20 protein-coding genes are annotated in these 22108 nt (G+C 50.2%); 8 read left to right on the top strand and 12 right to left on the bottom strand.

Annotation, left to right across the window (positions count from 1 at the left end; translation table 11 throughout):
• The first annotated feature begins 3 nt into the window (after positions 1-3).
• The 3 genes from H5715_RS13195 (at position 4) to H5715_RS13185 (ending at position 7307) form a co-directional block, all read left to right on the top strand.
• Positions 4-4179 (top strand): YhdP family phospholipid transporter, encoded by a 4176-nt coding sequence (locus H5715_RS13195; RefSeq protein ID WP_075187251.1) that lies wholly within the window; start codon positions 4-6, stop codon positions 4177-4179.
• 454 nt (positions 4180-4633) lie between these two features.
• Positions 4634-6268 (top strand): extracellular catalytic domain type 1 short-chain-length polyhydroxyalkanoate depolymerase, encoded by a 1635-nt coding sequence (locus H5715_RS13190; RefSeq protein WP_083608184.1) that lies wholly within the window; start codon positions 4634-4636, stop codon positions 6266-6268.
• Positions 6269-6395: 127 nt separating this feature from the next.
• A complete protein-coding gene (locus H5715_RS13185) occupies positions 6396-7307 on the top strand; it encodes a carbon-nitrogen hydrolase family protein (protein ID WP_075187252.1) in 912 nt (303 codons plus the stop codon).
• Positions 7308-7492: 185 nt separating this feature from the next.
• On the opposite strand, the gene yjgA is transcribed toward H5715_RS13185, so the two are convergent.
• The 12 genes from yjgA to H5715_RS13125 form a co-directional block, all read right to left on the bottom strand.
• A complete protein-coding gene (gene yjgA, locus H5715_RS13180; protein ID WP_075187253.1) occupies positions 7493-8005 on the bottom strand; it encodes a ribosome biogenesis factor YjgA in 513 nt (170 codons plus the stop codon).
• A 3-nt stretch (positions 8006-8008) separates the two neighbouring features.
• On the bottom strand, positions 8009-9373 hold the full coding sequence (gene mgtE / locus H5715_RS13175; protein ID WP_075187254.1) for a magnesium transporter: 1365 nt from the start codon (positions 9371-9373) through the stop codon (positions 8009-8011).
• Between the two features lie 90 nt (positions 9374-9463).
• Positions 9464-9733 (bottom strand): HPr family phosphocarrier protein, encoded by a 270-nt coding sequence (locus H5715_RS13170; RefSeq protein ID WP_075187255.1) that lies wholly within the window; start codon positions 9731-9733, stop codon positions 9464-9466.
• 40 nt (positions 9734-9773) lie between these two features.
• Positions 9774-10646, bottom strand: coding sequence for an RNase adapter RapZ (rapZ, locus tag H5715_RS13165; RefSeq protein ID WP_075187256.1), 873 nt, complete (start codon positions 10644-10646; stop codon positions 9774-9776).
• Positions 10647-10735: 89 nt separating this feature from the next.
• Positions 10736-11188: a PTS IIA-like nitrogen regulatory protein PtsN gene (ptsN, locus tag H5715_RS13160; RefSeq protein ID WP_075187257.1), complete on the bottom strand. Its 453-nt coding sequence runs from the start codon at positions 11186-11188 to the stop codon at positions 10736-10738.
• A gap of 184 nt (positions 11189-11372) precedes the next feature.
• Positions 11373-12863 carry an RNA polymerase factor sigma-54 gene (locus H5715_RS13155; protein ID WP_075187258.1) on the bottom strand — a complete coding sequence of 497 codons (1491 nt, stop codon included), beginning with the start codon at positions 12861-12863 and terminating at the stop codon, positions 11373-11375.
• Between the two features lie 182 nt (positions 12864-13045).
• Positions 13046-13771: an LPS export ABC transporter ATP-binding protein gene (lptB, locus tag H5715_RS13150; RefSeq protein ID WP_075187259.1), complete on the bottom strand. Its 726-nt coding sequence runs from the start codon at positions 13769-13771 to the stop codon at positions 13046-13048.
• 18 nt (positions 13772-13789) lie between these two features.
• A complete protein-coding gene (lptA, locus tag H5715_RS13145) occupies positions 13790-14302 on the bottom strand; it encodes a lipopolysaccharide transport periplasmic protein LptA (RefSeq protein ID WP_075187304.1) in 513 nt (170 codons plus the stop codon).
• 13 nt (positions 14303-14315) lie between these two features.
• On the bottom strand, positions 14316-14951 hold the full coding sequence (gene lptC, locus H5715_RS13140) for an LPS export ABC transporter periplasmic protein LptC (RefSeq protein WP_075187260.1): 636 nt from the start codon (positions 14949-14951) through the stop codon (positions 14316-14318).
• Between the two features lie 2 nt (positions 14952-14953).
• Positions 14954-15493: a KdsC family phosphatase gene (locus H5715_RS13135; protein ID WP_075187261.1), complete on the bottom strand. Its 540-nt coding sequence runs from the start codon at positions 15491-15493 to the stop codon at positions 14954-14956.
• Complete coding sequence (locus H5715_RS13130; protein WP_075187262.1) at positions 15490-16461, bottom strand: KpsF/GutQ family sugar-phosphate isomerase; 972 nt, start codon at positions 16459-16461, stop codon at positions 15490-15492. The genes H5715_RS13135 and H5715_RS13130 overlap by 4 nt, the downstream gene beginning before the upstream one ends.
• Before the next feature lie 13 nt (positions 16462-16474).
• A complete protein-coding gene (locus H5715_RS13125) occupies positions 16475-17473 on the bottom strand; it encodes a calcium/sodium antiporter (protein ID WP_075187263.1) in 999 nt (332 codons plus the stop codon).
• Positions 17474-17739: 266 nt separating this feature from the next.
• Between H5715_RS13125 and H5715_RS13120 the strand changes: the two genes are divergently transcribed.
• From H5715_RS13120 to hisD, 5 genes are all read left to right on the top strand, one after another.
• On the top strand, positions 17740-18408 hold the full coding sequence (locus H5715_RS13120; protein ID WP_246434540.1) for an MlaC/ttg2D family ABC transporter substrate-binding protein: 669 nt from the start codon (positions 17740-17742) through the stop codon (positions 18406-18408).
• 128 nt (positions 18409-18536) lie between these two features.
• Positions 18537-18782 (top strand): BolA family protein, encoded by a 246-nt coding sequence (locus tag H5715_RS13115; protein WP_075187264.1) that lies wholly within the window; start codon positions 18537-18539, stop codon positions 18780-18782.
• A gap of 12 nt (positions 18783-18794) precedes the next feature.
• The gene (gene murA, locus H5715_RS13110; RefSeq protein ID WP_075187265.1) at positions 18795-20057 is read left to right on the top strand and encodes a UDP-N-acetylglucosamine 1-carboxyvinyltransferase; all 1263 of its coding nucleotides are present in this window, start codon (positions 18795-18797) and stop codon (positions 20055-20057) included.
• 29 nt (positions 20058-20086) lie between these two features.
• Entirely contained in the window at positions 20087-20728 is a 642-nt protein-coding gene (gene hisG, locus H5715_RS13105; RefSeq protein WP_075187266.1) for an ATP phosphoribosyltransferase, read from the top strand.
• Between the two features lie 23 nt (positions 20729-20751).
• Positions 20752-22047, top strand: coding sequence for a histidinol dehydrogenase (gene hisD / locus H5715_RS13100; protein WP_075187267.1), 1296 nt, complete (start codon positions 20752-20754; stop codon positions 22045-22047).
• Positions 22048-22108: the final 61 nt, after the last annotated feature.

Genomic DNA, 22108 nt, shown 5'->3' with positions numbered 1-22108 from the left:
ACCGTGGTAATACTCAGCCAACGAACTTTACGGCGCCTGGCCCGACGATTTTGGGGGGCACTGTTTACCCTGGTTATCGCTTTAGCTGTCTTTGTGCAGCTTGGGCGGGAAGCCTTTCCGTTGCTGGATGATTACCGCGACGATATCAGCCAATTGCTGGGGAAGCGTCTGGGAGTGAACCTTACCGTCGGCGGTCTATCGGCGGATTGGTCTGGCCTGCGTCCCCAAATCGAACTGCGGGATGTCGTTGTTACGAGTAAAGAGCAGCAAAAGATTTTTAAAATCGACTTGGCCGTTGCAGAGCTGGGTCTGGTCGATTCCCTGCTGAGTTTCAGTTTTCAGTGGCGACACCTCTCCTTTCACCAGCTTGAAACCACCTTGATTCAAGCCGAGAGTGGAACCTGGCTAGTGAAACATCTACCTATAACAAACCGGGGTAACGCTAGTTTCACTATCGATGATCCTCTCGATATTTTCCTGTTCGGCCGCAGGATTGAACTTGAAAACGCCAATTTCAACCTGGAGTTTCGTACGGGCCATACTTCGGTGCTGAGTATTCCAACTATTACTCTGGAGAACGACAAAAATTTTCACCGTGCGACGGCCTCCGCTGGTGTGCTGGATACTGAAGGGCAGGGGAGGCAGCATTTTCAGTTAACGATGGAGGGGACGGGTGATCCTCGGGATGCAGAAAACTTCAATTCCGTTGGCTATCTGGCTCTAAGGCAATTTCCTATGGAGAGGGTCGTTGCGGCGTTTGCCGATAGGCACTGGCAAAACATGGATCAGCAGCAGTGGGGAGAGGGCCACCGGCTTGATTTGGAGCTGTGGTTCAACGGGACGACGCGCAAGGGTATGTCTCTAAGCGGCCGTGTGCGTTCAGATGGTTTACCGCTGGAAGTCCCCGAAAGTGTGATTTTACCGAAGGGCCTAGCGTCAGATATTAGTGGTCGTTGGCACCCCAAAGACGGGTGGAGACTGATGTTGCAACAGTTGGCGGTCGACTGGCCTGAATTTCAGTCCCCTCCTCTTAATGTACAGCTCTCCGGTGGGCTGGATCGCCCCGTTACCATAGGCGTTGATCATCTGGATTTACAGCTCTGGCACGATCTGGCGAAGAAAGTTGGCTATATTCAGGGCCAAGCAGACGAAATACTGAACACGCTTTCTCCCACGGGGTTGCTGAATAATATAGAGGTGACGCTGGCGCCCGCCGAAGAGGGTTATTTTCGCTTAAAGGCGGACTTGGGTGAAGTGGGGGTCCAGAGTTTTCGCGGCTCTCCCATTATTGAAAAGCTTAATGGTTTTGTTTCTGCCAGCGCCTTTGATGGCTACGTGGATATCGACAGTCAGGATGGATTCAGCATTGCATTCCCCAACGTTTATGAACAGCCTATGCTTTTCGATACCGCTGTGGGACGGGTTGGTTGGTTGGTCGATAACCAGGAAAAGTTGGCCTATGTGAACTCCAATCGCCTTCAGCTGGTTGAGGGGGAAGAAACTGCCAACGCATACCTGCATCTGATGTTGCCGACAGTAAGAGATGGGCGGGAGCCTACTATGACGCTGGCGGTTGGCTTGGAAAAAGGGCCACTTAGCCTGCAGCAAAAATTTGTGCCCAAAGTTGTCCGGAAAAGCCTGAAGGAATGGTTGGATCGCAGTATTGGTCGCGGAACGGTAAGTGACCTCGCCTTTCTTTTTCACGGTTCTATTTCTAAAAAACCACTTGTTCGACCCTCGATATTACTATCTGGCGACGTCCATAATGCCGATTTGGATTTCGACCCTCAGTGGCCGCCGCTGAAAAATATTGAAGGCGACCTCAGCCTGGGCAACGATACTCTGGATATTTATATCCAGCAGGCAAGCCTGCTGGGAAATCGGATTAACCAGGCCGACGTCACGCTTATTAGTAATCCGGAGGATGACGGTCATGCGCTCGCGATCGACGGCCAGCTGCAAAGCGATGCTGGTGCGGCGATGGCGCTGTTACAGCAGAGCCCCGTGAGAGAGCTATTGGGCTCTGCCTTCGATTCCTGGGATTTCTCGGGAGCGGTTTCAGCTGCGATCCAATTGCAGTTACCGTTAAAGGATAAAGCGAAAGGGGCCCACCAAAATATCAATGTTGATTTTTCGGGGGCTCGGGTAGATATGCGTGATATCGACCTGTCGGTTAATAAGGTTAAGGGCAAGCTCAGTTATCAGTCGGATAAAGGCCTCAGTGCAGCCCATTTGGAGGGAGAGCTGTGGGGTAAACCGATCGCCGCCCGCGTTGAAAGCCCGCTGCTTGGGCCGGGCGATAGTCGGCGCAATACAGTGATTCATTTTAAGGGGCCGGTGGATATTCAAGACGTTCGCCGTTGGACAAAACGACCTGAGCTGGGGTTTACACATGGCTCGAGTGAGGTTACTGGAAAAGTAACGATTCCGGCCAAAGGTAGTGCCAATCATGTTCTTGAGGTCGGCCTCTCATCACAGTTAAAAGGTGTCGATTTCCAATTGCCGAAGCCCTTGCTCAAAGACGCAGAACAGGAAAAGCCGTTTGAGGTAAACCTGAAGCTATTTGACGGCTTTCGGCGATATCAGTTCGATTATGACAATATGATCGGCCTGCGAATGCAGACAGGCGACGCTATCGAAAATAGTGGCCAAATATATATTAATGAGAGCCCCATGCCGCTGCAACCAGGCTTCTTTGATGTTATTGGTCACGTAGAGGCCGCAGATTTACAGGTATGGGATGGGGTTAGAGAACAGTATTTCAGCTATGTAGATGCGCTAAAGAAAAGCCAAAACGAAGCGGAATCAGAGGCTGATTTACCTATTCGTTTAAACCTGGATATTGGCAAAGCCAGCATCGGTGATACCGCTATCGACAACGTTCATGTTAATGGTCTCGGTACGGAAGCGCGCTGGGATCTTCGGGTGGCGAGCGAAACCGCTTCAGGGAATGTGATTGTCAGCGGTAGTGAAGATGCGCTTAATCTGATTTTGGATCTGGATCATCTGCGTTTGGGGAGCGATGATGGCTCTGAGCTGGGAGAGGAAGACAAGGCTTGGTCGATGGCTGAGATGGAATTGTCCAAGCTGACATTCCCTGTTGATTTCTCTGTAAAAGAACTCATTGTTAGCGGTAAGCCGTTTGGCCGTTGGGCTTTTGATATGAATCCACTGGTCGATGGCGTTCACCTTACCAATATTCGTGCAAACGTTCGCGGTATTGGTATTGGTGAAACCGTCGCCGAGCCGGTAAAAACAACAGGTAATAAAAGCCGAAGGCGCACTCGAAAAACGGAGCAAAGTACGAGAGCGGTTAAACCTAAATTAACTGATCGCGAGGAATTTATTCATATAGCCAAACAGGAGCCAGCGGCAGAATTTATTTGGAGACAAACGGACGAGGGGCAAAGCAGTTTTTTCAAAGGTACATTGATGGGGCGCAATATAGGCGAGCTACTGGAAGCTTGGGGCTCCGAAAAGTTGCTTGATAGTAAAATGACGATTGTCCGTGCCGAAGTCTCCTGGCCCGGTGCGCCGGACGAAATTCATATGGAAGAGGTTAGTGGTCAGGTGATTTTTGATTTGCGCGATGGGAGCTTTATTCGTGGAGCTGCCGAGGCTGACAACGGTTTGCTACGTTTAATTGCACTCTTCAATTTCGATACCATTGTGCGGCGCTTAAAGTTAGATTTCAGCGATCTGGCGAAAGAGGGGTTTGCTTTTGATTCGGTACACGGTGGGTTCGACTTTGAAAATGGTTGGGTTTACATTAATCAGCCCTTGGTGGTTCAATCCACTTCTTCCAAAATGCAGGTTGCCGGTACGCTCGACCTTATGGAAGAAAAAATTGATGCGCAACTCGTTGCTACTTTGCCGGTTGCGGGAGATATAACCGTAGCGGCTGCCTTGATTGCTGGTTTACCTGCCGCCGTGGGTGTTTATCTTATCAGTAAAATGTTTGAAAAACAGGTGGATAAAGTTTCCAGTATTAACTACGCCATTCGCGGCAGTTGGAGTGATCCTAAAATTAAATTTCGCAAAATATTCGACGATACCGCTGCGTCAGAAAAAGGCCGGGAGGTTGAGTCGATTAGTCGCGATACCGTACGCGAAGGAATTAGTGCACCGCCGAAGGATAATAATTTCGACCCGCCTGAGCCCACACCGTTACCAGAATAATTAGCTTTGGTATTAGTTTGAAGCCACAGTTTTTATATCTTCTCTTGTTTTCCATTCCTATCTATTTAAACGTAACGGATTCGGGCGTCTAGTGGACCGCTGAAAAATTATCAGAGGTGTCAGGGTGGCCTTAAAAAGGGATCGACACGACATTCAGCGTATACCTAAAGAGTTTAGTCGTAAGCGGCTGTTCCATATTGCTGTCATGGATGTGGAGGTTTTTCGCGGCTCTACAGCGTTCTGTTTCCCTAGATAATGATTTGTTCTTCCCTGTGTTCGATATACTATTTCTGTTAGTATTTTTTAACGCATACGTATGGGGTGTTTTATTTTTTTGTGAGGTGAGAAGCAGCGGCAGGTCATCGCGTATGTAAAATTAGTATGCTATATATTCCGCCGGAAAAACTTTTCTCTCAATCGCCTGTTCTTTGGCGTCCACACTAAGAAGGTCCATATGAATAAATTAATAAATACGACCGCATATCTATTTACGTTGTTATCGGGTTTGTTCCTGTCTGCATGGGGGGCACAGGCCGCTAGCTTGGTAGAAATTACCAACTTTGGTGATAACCCCAGTAATTTGCCCATGCACCTGTATGTGCCAGATAGTTTGGCGGAAAACGCTCCCATTTTACTTGCCGTGCACTACTGTCATGGTGATGGCCCTGAGTTTTATCGAGGCTCCCGCTACGCAGCCATGGCCGATGAGTATGGATATATCGTTGTTTATCCATCCGCCAATAGCAGTGATATGTGCTTCGATGTAGCTTCCCCTCAGGCACTTATTCGAGATGGTGGCAGCGACCCCGTTTCCATTATGTCGATGATTGATTATGTAAAACAAAATTATGAAGTTGATTCGGAGCGGGTTTTTGTTACCGGTGTTTCCTCGGGCGCGATGATGACGAATGTTATGATCGGCCTCTATCCAGACGTGTTTAAAGCGGGTGTTGCGTTTGCCGGTGTTCCTTTCGCCTGTTTTGCGACGACTGATGGTTCAACGTGGAATAGCGAATGCGCCAACGGAAATATCGCAAAAACGCCGGAGGCGTGGGGTGACTTGGTTCGCAACGCCTACCCCGGATACACCGGTCCACGACCGCGTCTACAGTTGTGGCACGGTACCAATGATGAAACGCTTAATTACAATAATTTCAATGAGGCGATTAAACAGTGGACTAATGTTCACGGTGTCTCGCAAACCGCGGCCTATACCGATTCTCCTGAGTCTGGTATCACGCGTACCCGCTATGGCGGTACTGGCGAAGATGCTCCGATTGAAGCGCTGAGTATGGACGGGGTTTCCCACAATCTACCTGTCGATTACGCCGCTGCCGTTCGTTATTTTGGTCTGGATACATCTGTGTCCAGCAGTTCAAGCAGTTCATCAAGCTCTTCAACGAGTTCATCTTCCAGCAGCAGCGTATCGTCCAGTAGTAGTTCATCGTCCAGCAGTGATGAATGTGTGGACCTGTGCAAGTGGTACCAGGACGACCCTCGTCCATTGTGCCTTAATCAGGACAGCGGTTGGGGTTGGGAGAGTGGCCAGAGCTGTGTAGGACGCAGCACCTGTGAAAGCCAGAGTGATGGCGACGGTGGCGTGATTTCAAGCTGTGCGAACAGTTCTTCCGTTAGCTCCAGTTCATCCAGTAGTAGCTCGTCGTCTAGTAGCTTATCCTCAAGTAGCTCCAGTTCTTCTTCAAGCAGTTCCTCCTCCTCGTCTTCGAGTTCATCAAGCTCCAGTAATTCTTCCTCCAGTAGTGTGACCGGTGGGCTGCAGTGTGATTGGTACGGTACGCTCACTCCACTGTGCGAGAATCAGAGCACAGGGTGGGGATGGGAGAACGAGCAAAACTGTATTGGTGAGACTACCTGCGAAGGTCAAAGCGGTGACGGTGGTATTGTCGGCGGGTCCAGTAGTTCTTCGAGTTCGTCTGTGTCGAGTTCATCCAGTTCTTCCAGCAACAGTAGTGCAAGTGTCTGCAATTGGTACGGAACGGAATACCCAATGTGCCAGCAAACCCAAAGTGGCTGGGGCTGGGAAAATCAGCAGAGCTGTATTTCTGAGTCCACTTGTAATTCTCAGTAGTGGTTAGCGTTGCTCGCGGGTAGTGCTTAGCTCCCCGCGAGCCTTCAATGTTTTAAAGGGTGACAGGCTTGCGATAATGTATGCGACAACGATAGTTATTTCGGTTCCTTAAGTGAATGTGTGAACAATGACAACTCCCCGATCTCCTCTTAAAATTGCTGCGCTTCAAATGGTTAGCCGTATGCCGATGGACGAGCATAATGTCACCTCTACAATTCAGCATAATTTAAGCGTCGCCGAGGGCTTGCTGGAAAAAGCAGCAGATAAAGGCGCCCAGTTAGCGGTATTGCCAGAGAATGTACTGACCTTTGGTTGTCGAAAGCCATTTCAAGTCGAAGAGCAGTTGGCTTGGCTTCAGAGCTTTGGCGCACTGGCCCGCAAGTATAATAGTTGGTTGGTTGCTGGTAGTTTACCGCTAGTGGAGTTTCAATTTTCGGCTGGTGATTTGCCGGGAGATATTCAATGGCAGGCCGGCGGTGCGCTCCCCTTTGCCTCCAGCGTTGTGTTCGATAACGACGGTCGTTTGGCAGCCGTATATCGCAAGTGCCACCTGTTTGATGCCGATGTTTCTGATGGGGAAAAACGTTACCGTGAATCTGAATTTTTTCAGCCGGGTAACGAACCGATGGTGGTGAAAACCCCATGGGGAATGATGGGCTTGGCCATTTGTTATGATTTGCGCTTTCCCGAATATTTTTCACGCTTAGTGCAGTCGGGTGCAGAATTTGTCGTTCTACCTTCGGCTTTTACATATGTAACAGGGAAAGCTCATTGGGAAATTCTGCTACGCGCTCGCGCGATCGAAAACCAACTTTTTATGGTGGGCGTTAATCAGGCCGGACAGCATAATTCGCAACGAAAAACCTGGGGCGATTCCATGATTGTTGACCCCTGGGGGAAGCTGTTAAATCGTGCCGGTAACCCTTCTGCTGCGGATGATTCACAATTGGGATGTCAGGTAGTTCTCGCGACCTTAGAGTTTTCAGAAGTAAGTACTGTACGGCAGAAAATGCCTGTAGGACAGCATCACCGTTTTTAACGCTTAACATATTCCTCAGTAATTGCAGACAAAATTTAAAGAGGTATAGCCTTTCGCTACTTGGCTGTCAGTAATGCTCTCCATCAATATTGTGTGGTAGTGGCAGCCGGGGAGATTAAGGCTGCCGCACAACATCTTAAGTTCATGGGCGTAGGTAAGATCTCTCTAGTAAAGTCGTTACCTCTTTAATCTTCAAAACAATCCCGAATAAACTTAAACAATTTACGCGTACTGACGGGTGGTTTTTGCTGTGAACGCTCTTTCTGGCTGGCGCGGATTAGCTGGCGCAGCTGTTGGCGGTCGCAAAGGGGAAATTGTTCGATAAATTCCGGCAGAGCCTTTTCGTCTACTAGTAAACGGTCTCGCCACCGTTCCATTTGATGGTGCAGTTGCACTGACTGATGTTGTTTTTCCATCAGTTTTTGGTAGGCCTGCTCAATAGCTTCGCCATCGGCGGCGCGCATGAGCTTGCCAATAAACTGCATATGCCGCTTTCGGCCGCTGTGATGGGTAATGCGCGGGGCTTCTTCGATGGCTTTGCGCAGTTTGTCGTCCATGGGGATTTGCGCCTGCTGGGAGGCCTTTAGCTCGGTGATTTTTACCCCCAGTTCCTGCAGAGCCTGCATTTCCTGCTTAACTCGTGTTTTGCTTTTTCCGAACTCGCCGTCGTCAAAATCTTCGTATTCGTCTTCAGTCATTGTTTAACCGTAAAAGTAAGTCGCCAATCCCAGGAAGGCGAAAAAGCCTACCACATCGGTGACGGTGGTAAGGGTTACGCCTCCGGCTAGCGCGGGATCGATTTTCATTGCTTTGAGTGTAACCGGCAGTAGTGCGCCGGCGAGGGCCGCCGTTACCAGGTTGATAACCATGGCGGTACTTAAAATAATGGCTATGGTGATATCGTCAAACCACCAGGCAGCAAGGGCCGCCATCACTGCAGCCCAGAGCACACCGTTTACCAATCCTACCCGCACCTCACGGGAGAGTAACCAGCCCAGGTTGCTGGAACCAATATGGCCCAGTGCCATACCGCGAATGACCACGGTAAGGGTTTGCGAACCGGCAACCCCTCCCATACTGGCGACAATGGGCATTAGAACCGCGAGCGCTACGACTTTATCGATCGTTGCATCGAATAGACTGATCACGGAGGACGCCAAAATGGCAGTGAGCAGGTTGATTCCCAGCCAGACAGCGCGACGCGGGATGGAGCGTCCAACGGTGGCGAAGGTGTCTTCGTCTTCATCCAGACCTGCGAGGCTCATCAATGAGTGATCGGCGTCTTCGCGAATTACGTCTACCACGTCATCGATGGTGATTCGGCCCAGCAGCTTGCCCTGATCGTCCACGACAGGAGCGGAGACCCAGTCGTGCTGTTCGAACAGTTTAGCGACGTCCTTATCGGACATGCCGGCGGGAATGGCGTTGGTATCGGTCACCATAACTTCGCGCACGGTTACGCTGGGGTCGTTGGTGAGCAGTGTGCTCAACGGTAGCAGGCCCAGGTAGTCGTCTTTGCGGTTGACCACAATAAGGCTGTCGGTAGATGGCGGCAGCTCGGTGTGGCGGCGTAGGTAGCGTAGTACGACGTCTAATGTGAAACGTGGACGTACGGTAATGGTATCGGTGTTGGTCAGGCCTCCGGCGGTTTCCTCGTCGTAGGCGATTACGGCCTCAATACGGCCGCGATCCTGGTCGGACATAGCTTCCAGTACTTCCTGGATAACCTTTTCCGGGAACTGCTGGAGGATATCCACGACATCATCAGTATCTAGGCCTTCGGTCAGCTCCACCAGTTCTTCGGTGTCCATCTTCTTGAGGAAGACACTCTGTACATCAACAGACAGCTCTTCCAGCACCTCACCGGAAATATCTTTTTCGATCAGTTCCCACAGAACGGTTCGCGAGGCCGGCGGGGAGGATTCGATGAGTCGCGCGATTTCCACCGGGCGCAACCCATTAAGCATGCGTCGAACCTGGCGGAAGGTGCCGCTGTCCAGCAGCGCCTGCACCTTGCTTAGGTGGGCGTGAGGTTGGTTTTCGATATGTTCGACGGCCTGCGGCATTGCGTTGTCCGATTTTGGGTCGAGTGTTTTGAGTTGCGGAAATTGTAGCCTTTTCAAAGGCTTCCGCAAATCACTTAATTTTGAAATGTATTATTCGGCTTCGTCGAAACGATTGTTGATAAGCTCGATTAGGGCGCCCATTGCGGCTTCTTCGTCTTCACCATCGGTGCGCAGCGTAATATCTGTGCCCTTGGACGCGGCCAATAACATCAGAGACATAATACTTTTGGCGTCGGTAGCTTTTCCCTTAGCGACAACTTCAATACGGGAAGAGAAACGATTGGATAGGTTGGCCAGCTTTGTTGCAGCCCGGGCGTGCAGTCCGAGTTTATTGATAATTTGAATCTGCTTTTCCTGCATAGAGTTTCCACTGCTCCGTGTTAGGGTCTACGAGCCGACCCTAATGACCGGGTACATTTTCCAGTTGGCGATGGCGTGTTTGTACATTGGTATAGTCGCCTTTAAGTGTTTTGGCGAGTCTTTCGCACATATAGACAGAGCGGTGCCAACCGCCGGTACAGCCAATGGCGACCGTTAAATAGCTGCGGTTGTTACTTTCAAAATGTGGGATCCATTTGCGTACAAACTGCAGAATATCGTTATACATTTCTTCCACCTCGTTTTCTGCGTCGAGGAAGCTTATTACCGGAGGTTCCAGCCCGGTGTGGTCTCGCAATTGGGTACTCCAGTAAGGGTTGGGCAGGCAGCGTACATCAAAGACAAAGTCTACATCGACAGGTACGCCGTATTTGTAGCCAAAGGATTTAAACATTAGTGCCATGCCTTTGGTGTCAGAACCCACGACAATATGTTTGATGGCACTGCGCAGCTCATGCAGGCTCAGGTGGCTGGTATCGATGGTGACATCTGCGGCGGCGGCAATGGGCTGCAGTATGCTTTTTTCCCGTGAGATGGCTTCGTTCAAACCGATAAACTCATCGGAGAGCGGGTGTCTGCGGCGGGTTTCACTAAAGCGCTTAAGCAGTATTTCTCGGGAACTGTCGAGAAAAACAATTTGGTATTCACTGCGTTCAATACCGGAGCTATCTATCAGCTCGGCGAGTTTGCTGAGGTCACCGTAGATATTGCGCGCATCAATCCCTATCGCAAAGCGCTGCTCTTCACTGCTGATGCGGTCGCCGATCTGCTCGATTAAAGCGGGCAGCAGGTTGGCGGGTAAGTTATCAATACAGGTGAAACCCTCGTCTTCCAAGAGGTGTAGAGCAGAACTCTTACCTGAGCCAGATCTTCCGCTGAGTATAAGCAGGCGCATGGGTATATACCAAAGGGGGATAAAATCGTAAGCGTTGTACGGGTAAACCCTTACCCGCAGTGTGTAATTTTACTGATATTAGATGGTTATCAGTTTACACCAGCCGCGACACGAAACAATTCTTCATTGCTGCTGCAGGCTTTTAGTTTACGTGTGAAGTTCGGATTCTGTAAGGCTTCGGCAAGGGTGGCGAGAGTTTGAAGGTGTGAGTCTTCGGCATCTTCAGGGACAAGGATGGCGAAAATAACATCTACCGGGGCTCCATCGACGGCATCAAAATCGACGGGATGATCGAGAGTGATACAAGCACAGAGGGTTTGATTCGAAGCGGATAAACGGCAGTGGGGGATGGCGACGCCCTGGCCTATACCGGTCGAGCCTAAGCGTTCGCGGGCGATCAGGCATTGAAAGATGGTGGTTTCGTCTGTATCGGGTAGGTCGCTGGCGAATAGGCTGGCTAGGCTTTCCAGTACACGCTTTTTGCTGGCGTCGGTAGCTTTGGCTTTACAGCGTTCATCGGTAAGAATGGTTGATATCTGCATAGTAATAACGTTTTTACGTGTCCTTTCCAGCCGCGCGTAGTAAGCGCTTTTAGGAGGTATAAGGCGGAAACAGGAGCGATAACGCCCATGTTTGCGACCCGGAGCTGCAAACTGGCGCGCATTCTACCAGCATTCATTGAGGTTCCAAGTCGTTATCAGGACAGAAATCAAAAAAGCCTTGAATTTAAACCAGTCGCTTGCGTTCATTCGAGGGTGGTATGTGCAAGGATTCGCGATACTTTGCAATGGTTCGGCGCGCTACCTTAATACCCTGCTCGGCTAACAGTCCAGTAATTTTAGAGTCACTTAGCGGTTTCCGTGGGTTTTCTGCCGCCACAAGTTTTTTGATGATGGCGCGAATGGCGGTAGAGGAACATTCGCCGCCTGAATCGGTGGCGACGTGGCTGGAGAAAAAGTATTTCAGCTCAAAAATACCTTGGGGTGTGTGCATATACTTTTGGGTGGTTACACGAGAAATGGTGGATTCGTGCATCTCCACTATTTCAGCGACGTTGTGCAGCACCATGGGTTTCATTGCTTCCGGGCCGTAGTCGAGGAAGCCCTGCTGTTTTTCCACAATACAGGTGGATACTTTGAGTAAGGTTTCGTTGCGGCTTTGCAGACTTTTCAGAAACCAGCGGGCTTCCTGCAGATTGTCGCGTAGAAAGGTGTTGTCTGAGCTGGAGTCGGCACGTTTGACGAGGGAGGCGTAGCTGGTATTAATGCGCAGCTTGGGTGCGATATCGGGGTTGAGTTGTACCATCCAGCGGTTATTCACTTTGCTGACGAAAACGTCTGGCACGACATACTCGGTTTCGTCGCTGCCTATGGATTCCCCTGGGCGTGGGTTTAGGCTTTGAATGACGCGAATGGCGGCCTGTAGTTCGGGCTCTTTTATGCGCAGTTTTCGCATCAGTTGTTTGAAGTCGCGGCCGCCGAGCAGGTCCAAATAATCATTAACCAGAGCTTTGGCGTGGGTAATATCAAGGGTGTCACTTTGCAACTGTCGCAGCTGAGTTAGCAGACATTCGCGGATATCCTGGCTGAGTACGCCAGGAGGATCGAACTGTTGAACCCTATGTAGAACTGCCAGCATTTCGTCCATCTCAAGCTCTTCGTGGTGAGCTTGTAGGCCGGAGAACATGTCATCCAGCTTTTGCCCCAGCAATCCGTTCGGCTCTACGGCGTCGATTATCGTTTCCGCTATTTCCCTGTCCAGATCCGACATGGGAGTAAGGTTTAGTTGCCAGTGCAGGTGGTCTTGCAGGGTTTCGGCTGTGCCGCGACGAGATTCAAAATCGTAGTCATCCGAGTCTGGTTTGGCAAGGCCTGAGCCGCTGGGTGCGGTCTCGTAGATGTCGTCCCAACTGGTGTCGACGGCGAGATCGGTGGGAATGTTATCTTCGTTCCAGTCGGTATCGGGCTTTTCTGGCTTGTCGTCGCTATTCGTCGGGCTGGCTTCCTGACTCTGGCTATTTGGCGTTTCGCTTTGCTCTCCGCTGGTACCGGTATTTTCACCCTCTTCGGAGGTCTCGAGCATTGGGTTTGAGTCGAGAGCTTCCTGAATTTCTGCCTGAAGATCCAGCGTGGAAAGCTGCAAGAGACGGATGGCCTGTTGCAGCTGCGGTGTCATGGTGAGTTGTTGGCCGAGCTTTAGTTGGAGGGACTGCTTCATATGGCGACTACTAACTTCCCGTGAAAATTAGATCGGGCACCAATTGGCATTTGGGCTTGCTCGGAGTCGGTGCGGATTAGACGTAGTTTAGTCTCCGCCGTCGGGACAATCAATCCTTTTAAAGCAAAGATTGTGCCGGTAGATATGGCTGGCTGGCGGGTAATGTCAAGTATTGGCGCGACTTATAGCGTGAAGTGTTTCCCAAGGTAGACTTCACGTACCTTTTGGTTACTGAGAACGACTTCTGCGCTTCCTTCCGCAATAATGTGCCCTTCAGATACTATATAGGCTTTTTCACAAATATCGAGGGTTTCACGTACGTTGTGGTCGGTAATCAGTACGCCGATACCGCGCTGCTTCAAGTGTTGGACTATCTGCTTAATATCACTGACGGAGATGGGATCCACTCCGGCGAAGGGTTCGTCGAGCAATATGAATTGTGGCTCGGTGGCGAGAGCGCGGGCAATTTCAACGCGGCGGCGCTCGCCGCCGGAGAGGGCCATGCCCAAGCTGTCGCGAATATGCTGAATGTGGAACTCATTGAGCAGCTGTTCCATGGCTTCATGGCGCTGTTTTCGGCGCAAGTCTTTGCGGGTTTCTAAAATCGCCATAATATTATCGGCGACGGTCAGCTTGCGAAACACGGATGCTTCCTGGGGCAGGTAACCCAAGCCCTGGCGGGCTCGTTCATGCATAGACATATGGGTTACATCGGTATCGCCAATGGATATATCGCCGCGGTCTGCCTTAACGATACCGGCAATCATATAAAAGCAGGTGGTCTTTCCGGCCCCGTTGGGGCCGAGTAGACCGACAATCTGTCCATCCTCCACGGAGATGGAAACGTCGATTACAACTTTGCGGCCTTTGTAGCTCTTTGCTAGGTGGTGCGCGTGTAGTTTAGGCATTGGGGTGTTGGGTTCTCGTTATTCTTGCGGCTGTTCTTCAGTGGAAAGGGCTTTAGGGGGGATGACCATTTTTACCCGGCGGTCATCGCCGGAAGCATCGCTTTTTCCGCCCGCTTTTACCACGGCTCTTTTAACATCGTATTCAATGCGGTTGCCGCTCAGACTGGTCCCTTCCTGTTTAAATGCTGCGTTATCAATCAGAAACAGGGTTTCATCGGTAATGCGGTACTCAAGGCGATTAGCTTGCGCTGTAACTGCCTCCTGACCCTTTTTTGGGATTTGGCTCAAGCGAGCGGGTTTTCCTGTGGCGACAACCATGGAATAGTTGTCGTTACGGCCGTAGATAATGACCTTCGCTGCCGTAATTTTCATGCTGCCCTGTTCCACAATAACCTTGCCGGCGTACGTGGTCGTGCCGTTTTGGTCATCCAGTTCGGCGCTGTCGGCTTGAATACTTAAATCTTGAAAGCGGTCGTTGGGGAGGGCGAGACTATTGCCGCCCATGGATATCAGCAAAATAGTGCTAAACATTCGGCAAGCGAAATTATTCAGGTAGTGATTCAGTATCATCTCGGTTTGCTTGCGTAGGGTTTCTGTGAATCGCCTTCACTTTATTGTGGAGTTTGATTTTTCGTTGTCGAAAATCTGCGGTCATACCCACGGCATCTATCTCGCCGTAGGCCGAGTGTATTTTAACAGGCTCTTGCGTGTACGCGACTTTTTCTGCGGGATTTATTGTGAGTGAGCTGGTATTCAATTCTGTCGGCTGGATGTTGCTCAGCGTTTCCGATTGCCAGATACGTACATTATTCCACAGTGTAATTTGCTCGGTGTTTCTCACTAATTTTCCGTTTTCCGCCTCTACTTGCCAAGGCGCTTTTTCTTCATATATTTCAAAGCGAGGCTCAAAAATAAGGGTGTATTCTTCTGCTGAGGTTTTATTGTCGGCGCTTTCGACTCGATAGTGTTCCAGTTTGCTGGCGGTAAAAGAATAATCAAGTTTGCCTTGATCGCCAAAATGCTGAGTTGAAGCATCTTTAGCGACAGCATAGGGAAAGCTGTGGCCATCTTCGTCCTGCCATTTAGGTGGAGTCAGAATTTCCTCGGAAGAGTCCCACAGCATAACAATGGCGCTAATACCCAAACATATAAACAGTATGTATAGCCGGTTTTTAACCATGTTTAGCTCAAGTATTTATCTAAAGCGGCTTTGTAAGTGCCCTGCGCTTTCATAATAAGATCGCACGCCTCGCGCACGGCGCCTTCTCCGCCGTTAACGGAGCTTTGCCAGTGGGCATTTTCGACCACTTCGTGGTGGGCGTTGGCTACGGTTAACGCGAGGCCGACTTTACACATAACGGTTAGATCGGGGTAGTCATCACCCATAAAAGCAATATTTTCGAGTTCGCAGGGGTATTCTTCTAGTAACTCCTGCAGAGCAACAAATTTATCTTCGCGCCCTTGCTTGAGGAGTTTTAGGCCGAGGTCGCTTGCACGCCTTGCGACGATGGGGCTGTTGCGACCGGTAATAATACCCACTTCGACACCGGAGTTGCGCAGCATTTTCATGCCGTGGCCATCCAGCGTGTGAAAGGCCTTCATTTCGTAGCCGTCGCCGCTGAAATAAAGTTTGCCATCGGTTAGTACGCCGTCCACGTCTAGCAGCAATAGCTTTATGGCGCGGGCTTTTTCATCAATTTGTTCTAGAGATAGGTGCTTCATACCAGTCCTGCCTGCAGCATGTCGTGCATATGGAGTATGCCAATGGGGTGGTTGTTGTCGGCTACGACCAAGGCGGTAATTTTGTGGGTTTCCATCAGGTTAAACGCCTCGGCCGCCAGTGCGGTGGGTAGAACTGTGCGTGGGTTTGTACTCATAACCTGGTCAATAATACTGGTTTTAACATCGAGGTCGCCATCTAGACAGCGGCGCAAATCACCATCGGTAAAGACACCCAACAATTCGCCCTCGCTACTGACGACAGTGGTAATGCCAAAGCTTTTTTTACTCATTTCGGCAAGAGCGTCCATCAGACTGGAGCCGGTCTGGACAGCAGGGAGCGCGTCGCCGCTGTGCATTACGTCACTAACATGTAATAGCAGCTTTTTACCGAGCGCTCCACTGGGGTGGGAAAATGCAAAATCTTCCGCCGTAAATCCACGTGCTTCCAAGAGGGCGACGGCCAAGGCGTCGCCCATTACCAGGCTGACGGTGGTGCTGGATGTGGGGGCTAGGTCTAGTGGGCAGGCTTCGGTTTCAACACTGATATCGAGTGTGATATCGGCCGCTTCTGCGAGAGGGCTGGCGGCTTTGCCTGTCATCGCTATCAGTACTATGCCCAGGCGTTTGATGGTGGGCAGCAGCGCTGTTAGCTCGGGTGATGAGCCTGAATTGGAAATGGCGATAAAGAGATCGTCTTTGGTGACCATGCCCAGATCACCATGCCCTGCCTCGGCAGGGTGAACAAAAAGTGCCGGCGTACCTGTGCTGGCCAGTGTGGCGACAATTTTTTTTGCGATATGGCCGGACTTACCCATACCCGAAACCACTACGCGTCCGTGGCTGTTAAGTATGGCCCGGCAGGCAAGTTCGAAGTTGTTGTCGATACGCTCGTTTAGTCGTGCAACGGCATCAAGCTCCATACTAATGGTGCGTTTTGCCGAATGGATAAAGTCAAAGTTGTGGGTCATGGTATCGTTTGTTTTATGCGGAAGTTGTCTGAAATAGGACAATATAATAGGCGATATATCCACAGAGCAGGATGATACCGATCAGGCGACCTATTTTTGCTTCTCCGGTTTTTCGGTGAAACCACAGGGTTTTCACGATTAATATAAATAAGAGTAGCGTAAGCCCCAGCATAACCAGGTAATCGCGAGAAAATACGGATGCTTCCATTGTGGTGGTGGAAACAATGCCGGGAATCGACATAACCGCCATCAGGTTAAACATATTGGAGCCGATAATATTGCCCAGTGCAATATCGTGATGACCGCGCAGGGCGCTGACCATGGAGGCAGCCAGCTCCGGCAGGCTGGTACCTATTGCTATTACGGTTAAGCCGATAATGAGTGGACTGACACCGGCGAGTTCGGCGGCGGATTTTGCTCCCCAAACCAGGGATTCGGAGCTGAGCATTAGGATCGCGAGGCCTACGATCAGCCAGAATATTGCAGTGCTGCGAGGCATTTCTGCGATGTCCTCTTCTTCTGCAATTTCAATTTCAGAAAATTCACGCTGCTTCACCTTCACTAAATATAGGATCGCTGGCACCAGGGTGAGGATGAGGAACAAGCCTTCAACTGCTGTAAGCGTGGCATCGAGCAGGCAATAGCCGGCAACCAGAGTCACTACCAGTAATACGGGCATTTCGTGGCGCAGGATGTGGTTTTGCACGGGTATCGCCGCAACCAGTGTTGTGGCCCCCAGCACTAAGCCAATGTTCGCGATATTTGAGCCTATGGCGTTGCCCACTGCCAAATCACCAGCACCTTTAAGGGAGGCGCTGATAGACACCATGATTTCCGGTGCAGAGGTGCCAAAAGATACGATGGTTAAACCGATAATCAGGGGGGTAACACCGAAGAATTTTGCCAGGGATGCAGCCCCGCCAACAAAACGGTCGGCACTCCAGATTAGACCGGCAAAACCAACCAAAATGGAGGCGATAACCTGAGCGATTACCGGAATGGAGTCGAGCATAAATAAGGTGTCTCGTGTTTCAATATGTTACAAAAGAGAAAAAGCGCTGTTTTCGCTTCGGTGGATTCTCTAAAATGGCGGTCTGCATCAGCGACATTGAAAGGCCGCAATCTTATAGTGGCCCGTTAGTACAGTGCAAACACATTGTGCGCATACGCGTTAAACGTATATTCAGCTTTCTATTGCTATTATCTGTTTTGTTACCTGCGGCGACTGTTTTTCGTTACTCAGGTGTTGTCTATTTTTCACTATTAAGGAGATTTACCGTGGAAGTATTGTGTGCTCGTTTAGGTCATTGGGTATTTTCGTTGTCTGGATGGGCAAAAAAAATACTCGCGAGCCTGTTTTTTCTTTTGGCTCTTGTTCAAGGTGTTCAAGCAGATGAGAGCAGTGCTGAGCCAGGGGCTGTTGTTGAGTCGCTTACCAACCAGTTATTGGATATTGCGCGGACTCAGCAGGACAAGCTTAAGGCTGACCCGGAAGGTTTCTACAGCAATATCGAAACAGTATTGGAGCCCATGGTAGGTTTTAGCTTTATTGCTAAAAATGTGATGGGAGATACCTATTGGGAGCAGGCGACAGACGCACAACAGGAACAGTTTTTAGTCGTGTTTCGTCGTAGTTTGGTGGAAACTTATGCCAAAGGTATGTCGCAGAACATGGATTTTGGTATTGAACTGTTGAAGGAAGAGAGCAAAATCACCAAGACAAAAGCGAGTATTGTGCAAAAAGTTACCAGCCCTGACAGCGTCAATTACATTGTTTATTCACTCGGCTTGGGTAAATCCGGGCAATGGAAAGTGCTGAATTTGGTGCTCGACGGTGTGAACCTGGGCAAGACTTTCCGCAGTCAGTTTGCGCAGAGCGTGAAAGAGAGCGGTGGCAATCTTGATGCGGCAATTGCCAGCTGGGCCAAAGCCCCTGGTAAGTCCTAAATAGCCCTATTCAGGAATAGCGGGTGCTAAGCACCCGCTTTTTGATTAAAATGGCGGCCTTTTTGAGTGGTGTCCATAGCGGCGCAACTCCAACGTGTAGTTTTTGACTTTTGATAAAGGCCCAATCCATGCAGCCCGCAGAAATACAATCCCTTCTGGAATCGTCCATTGATGATGCCCAAGTACAAGTTACCACTGATGATGGTCGCCATATTGCGATTGTTGTTATCAGCCCCGCATTCGAAGGCTTAACTCCGGTTAAAAAGCAGCAGCTGGTATACAGTGTGCTGAATGATGCCATCTCCAGTGGTGATGTTCATGCCGTGCAGATGAAAACCTTCACACCGGCTCAGTGGGCCGCTCAAAACACCTAAAAAGACTTTCTAATGGATAAATTGATTATTCAGGGTGGCGCTCGTATTCGCGGCGAAATACGTATTTCCGGGTCCAAAAACTCGGGCTTGCCTATTTTGGCGGCAACACTTCTGGCCAGTGAGCCAATGAATATTTGCAACTTGCCGCACCTTAACGACATTACTACCATGCTCGCGTTGCTGCGCTGTATGGGGGTGGGGATCACCATTAACGAGAAAATGTGTGTTGAAGTTGATCCGACGACTCTGACCGATTACGAAGCACCTTACGAGCTGGTAAAGACCATGCGCGCTTCTATTTTGGTTTTGGGACCGACTTTGGCCAAATTCGGCAAGGCCGATGTGTCCTTCCCCGGTGGTTGTGCCATTGGTAGTCGGCCGGTGGATATCCATCTGCGAGGGCTGGAAGCCATGGGTGCAGAGATTGAAGTGGACGGGGGCTACATTCGAGCCCGGGCGCCCAATGGTTTGAAAGGCGCGCGTTTCGCCATGGATAAGGTTAGCGTGGGTGCAACGGAAAACCTGCTGATGGCGGCGGCTTTGGCCGATGGCGTAACAATTCTCGAAAATGCGGCTCGTGAGCCGGAAGTGGTGGACTTGGCTGAATGCCTAGTGGCCATGGGAGCGAAAATCAGCGGCATCGGCTCTGGCACTATCAGAATTGAAGGTGTAAAAGAGCTGCACGGCTGTACCTACACGGTGATGCCTGACCGCATTGAAATTGGCACCTACCTCGTTGCCGCAGCGGCTACAGGTGGTTCGATAAAGTTACGCGGTACTCGCGCGGATATTCTGACATCGGTCATTCAAAAGCTGGAAGAAGCCGGTGCGGAGGTCGAGGTTTGTGAAAACACCATCTCTCTGGATATGAAGGGCAAGCGCCCGAAAGCGGTTAGCCTGCGCACGGCACCTTACCCAGCGTTTCCGACAGATATGCAAGCGCAGTTCACAGCAATGAACGCCATAGCAGAAGGGACTGGTGCGGTTACCGAAAGTATTTTTGAAAACCGTTTGATCCAAGTCCATGAGTTGAACCGAATGGGCGCCAATATAACGCTCGAAGGCAATACTGCCCTGATTACCGGCGTAGAGAAGCTTAAGGGTGCACCGGTTATGGCGTCCGATTTGCGAGCTTCTGCCAGCCTGGTGATTGCCGCGATGGTGGCCGAAGGTGAAACCGTGGTAGATCGTATCTACCATATTGATCGCGGTTACGAATGTATTGAAGAAAAATTGCAGCAACTGGGTGTCGATATACGACGCGTGCCCGGTTAATTAAAGTGAAGACAAATAGGTAAAGACAAATGTCGCCATTGACCATTGCTCTGACCAAAGGACGTATACTCGAGGAAACACTACCGCTGTTTGCGGCGGCGGGTATTGAGCCTTTGGAAGATATTCAAAAAAGTCGCAAATTGATTTTTGAAACCACTTCGCAAAATGTTCGCCTGTTAATTTTACGAGGTATTGATGTTCCCACCTACGTAGAATTTGGTGCGGCCGATGTTGGTGTTTCCGGCAAAGATACCTTGATAGAGCACAACAGCAAAAGCTATTACGAGCCTTTAGACCTCCATATTGCTAAATGTAAAATGATGACTGCGGGTATGAAAGGTGAAACGCTTAAACCCGGTCGCATTCGTGTGGCAACAAAATATGTAAACTTGGCCAAGCGCTATTATGCAGAGCAGGGCCGTCAGGCCGACATTATTAAACTGTATGGTGCGATGGAGCTGGCTCCGGTAATGAATCTGTGTGATGAAATTGTCGACATTGTGGATACCGGCAATACGCTGAGGGCGAATGGCCTGGAACCAAGGGATGTGATTGGTGATATCAGTTCCCGCCTGATTGTGAATAAAGCTTCAATGAAAATGAAGCACAAAGAAATTGAAGCGCTTATCGATGCGGTTGGTACGGCTGTCAGAGAGCGCTTGGCGGCATAACGGCTTAAGGACTTGGAAGAAAAATGTTGATCAACCGATTGAATTCAACCGATACCGATTTCAGCGCACGCATTCGCAGTTTGCTGCGTTGGGAAGAGTCGGTTAATAACGACGTAAACAATGTGGTAAGTGATATTCTCGCGCGAATTCGGACCGAGGGTGATGCTGCGTTGGTGGAGTTTACCAATCGGTTTGATCATCGAGAGGTGGAGCATGCCTCAGAATTTATTATCGAAAGTTCGCAATTAAAAGATGCTCTGGCCCGCATACCCAAAGCGCAGGCCGATGCTCTGTGGTTGGCGGCAGAGCGAATCGAAAAATATCACCTGCATCAGAAGCAGGAATCGTGGCGTTACACCGAAGATAACGGCAACGTACTCGGGCAAAAAGTGACTCCACTGGATCGCGTGGGTTTATACGCCCCCGGCGGCAAGGCTGCGTACCCGTCTTCCGTTTTAATGGCTGCGATTCCCGCAAAGGTAGCTGGCGTGCCAGAAGTGGTATTGGTCACCCCTACGCCCGGCGGCGAGTTGAACGATATTGTTTTGGCTGCTGCCGCAGTTGCCGGTGTTTCCCGCGTAGCTACTATTGGGGGGGCGCAAGCGATAGGTGCTTTGGCTTACGGCACTGAGACAATTCCCAAAGTGGATAAAATCGTTGGTCCGGGTAATATTTATGTGGCCATGGCTAAGCGTCAGGTGTTCGGTACAGTGGATATCGATATGATCGCGGGGCCATCGGAAATACTAATTGTCTGTGATGGCAAAACCGACCCCGACTGGGTTGCGATGGATTTATTTTCTCAGGCCGAGCACGATGAAGATGCTCAATCGATACTCATCTGTCCTGATGCCGACTACCTGGATAAGGTTTATCAAAGTATTGAAACATTGTTACCGACACTAGAGCGGGCAGAGATTGCTTCCGTGTCGCTGAAAAACCGGGGAGCGTTAATTGCGGTTAGCGATATGAAGGAAGCGGTTGAGCTGGCGAATTATATAGCGCCTGAGCACTTAGAGCTTTCGGTAGACGATCCAGAGGCGCTGTTACCGGATATCCGTCACGCCGGGGCTATTTTTATGGGCCGTCACACATCCGAATCTCTGGGGGATTATTGTGCAGGTCCGAATCATGTATTACCCACTTCTGGTACCGCACGCTTTTCTTCCCCGTTAGGGGTGTACGATTACGTTAAGCGCTCTTCCATTATCTACTGTTCACCGCAAGGCGCTTCCGAGCTGGGTAAAGTAGCTTCGACCTTGGCTCGCGGAGAAAAACTGGAAGCTCATGCGCGTTCGGCGGAATATCGAATAAAATAATAAGTTGAGCGAATTGGGGCGAATAGGTGAACCCCATTTAAAACTTGTGGTCTTTGGTGTC

The sequence above is a fragment of the Teredinibacter haidensis genome (assembly GCF_014211975.1).
GTDB lineage: Bacteria > Pseudomonadota > Gammaproteobacteria > Pseudomonadales > Cellvibrionaceae > Teredinibacter > Teredinibacter haidensis.
This window is presented reverse-complemented; position numbering and strand designations above follow the sequence as displayed.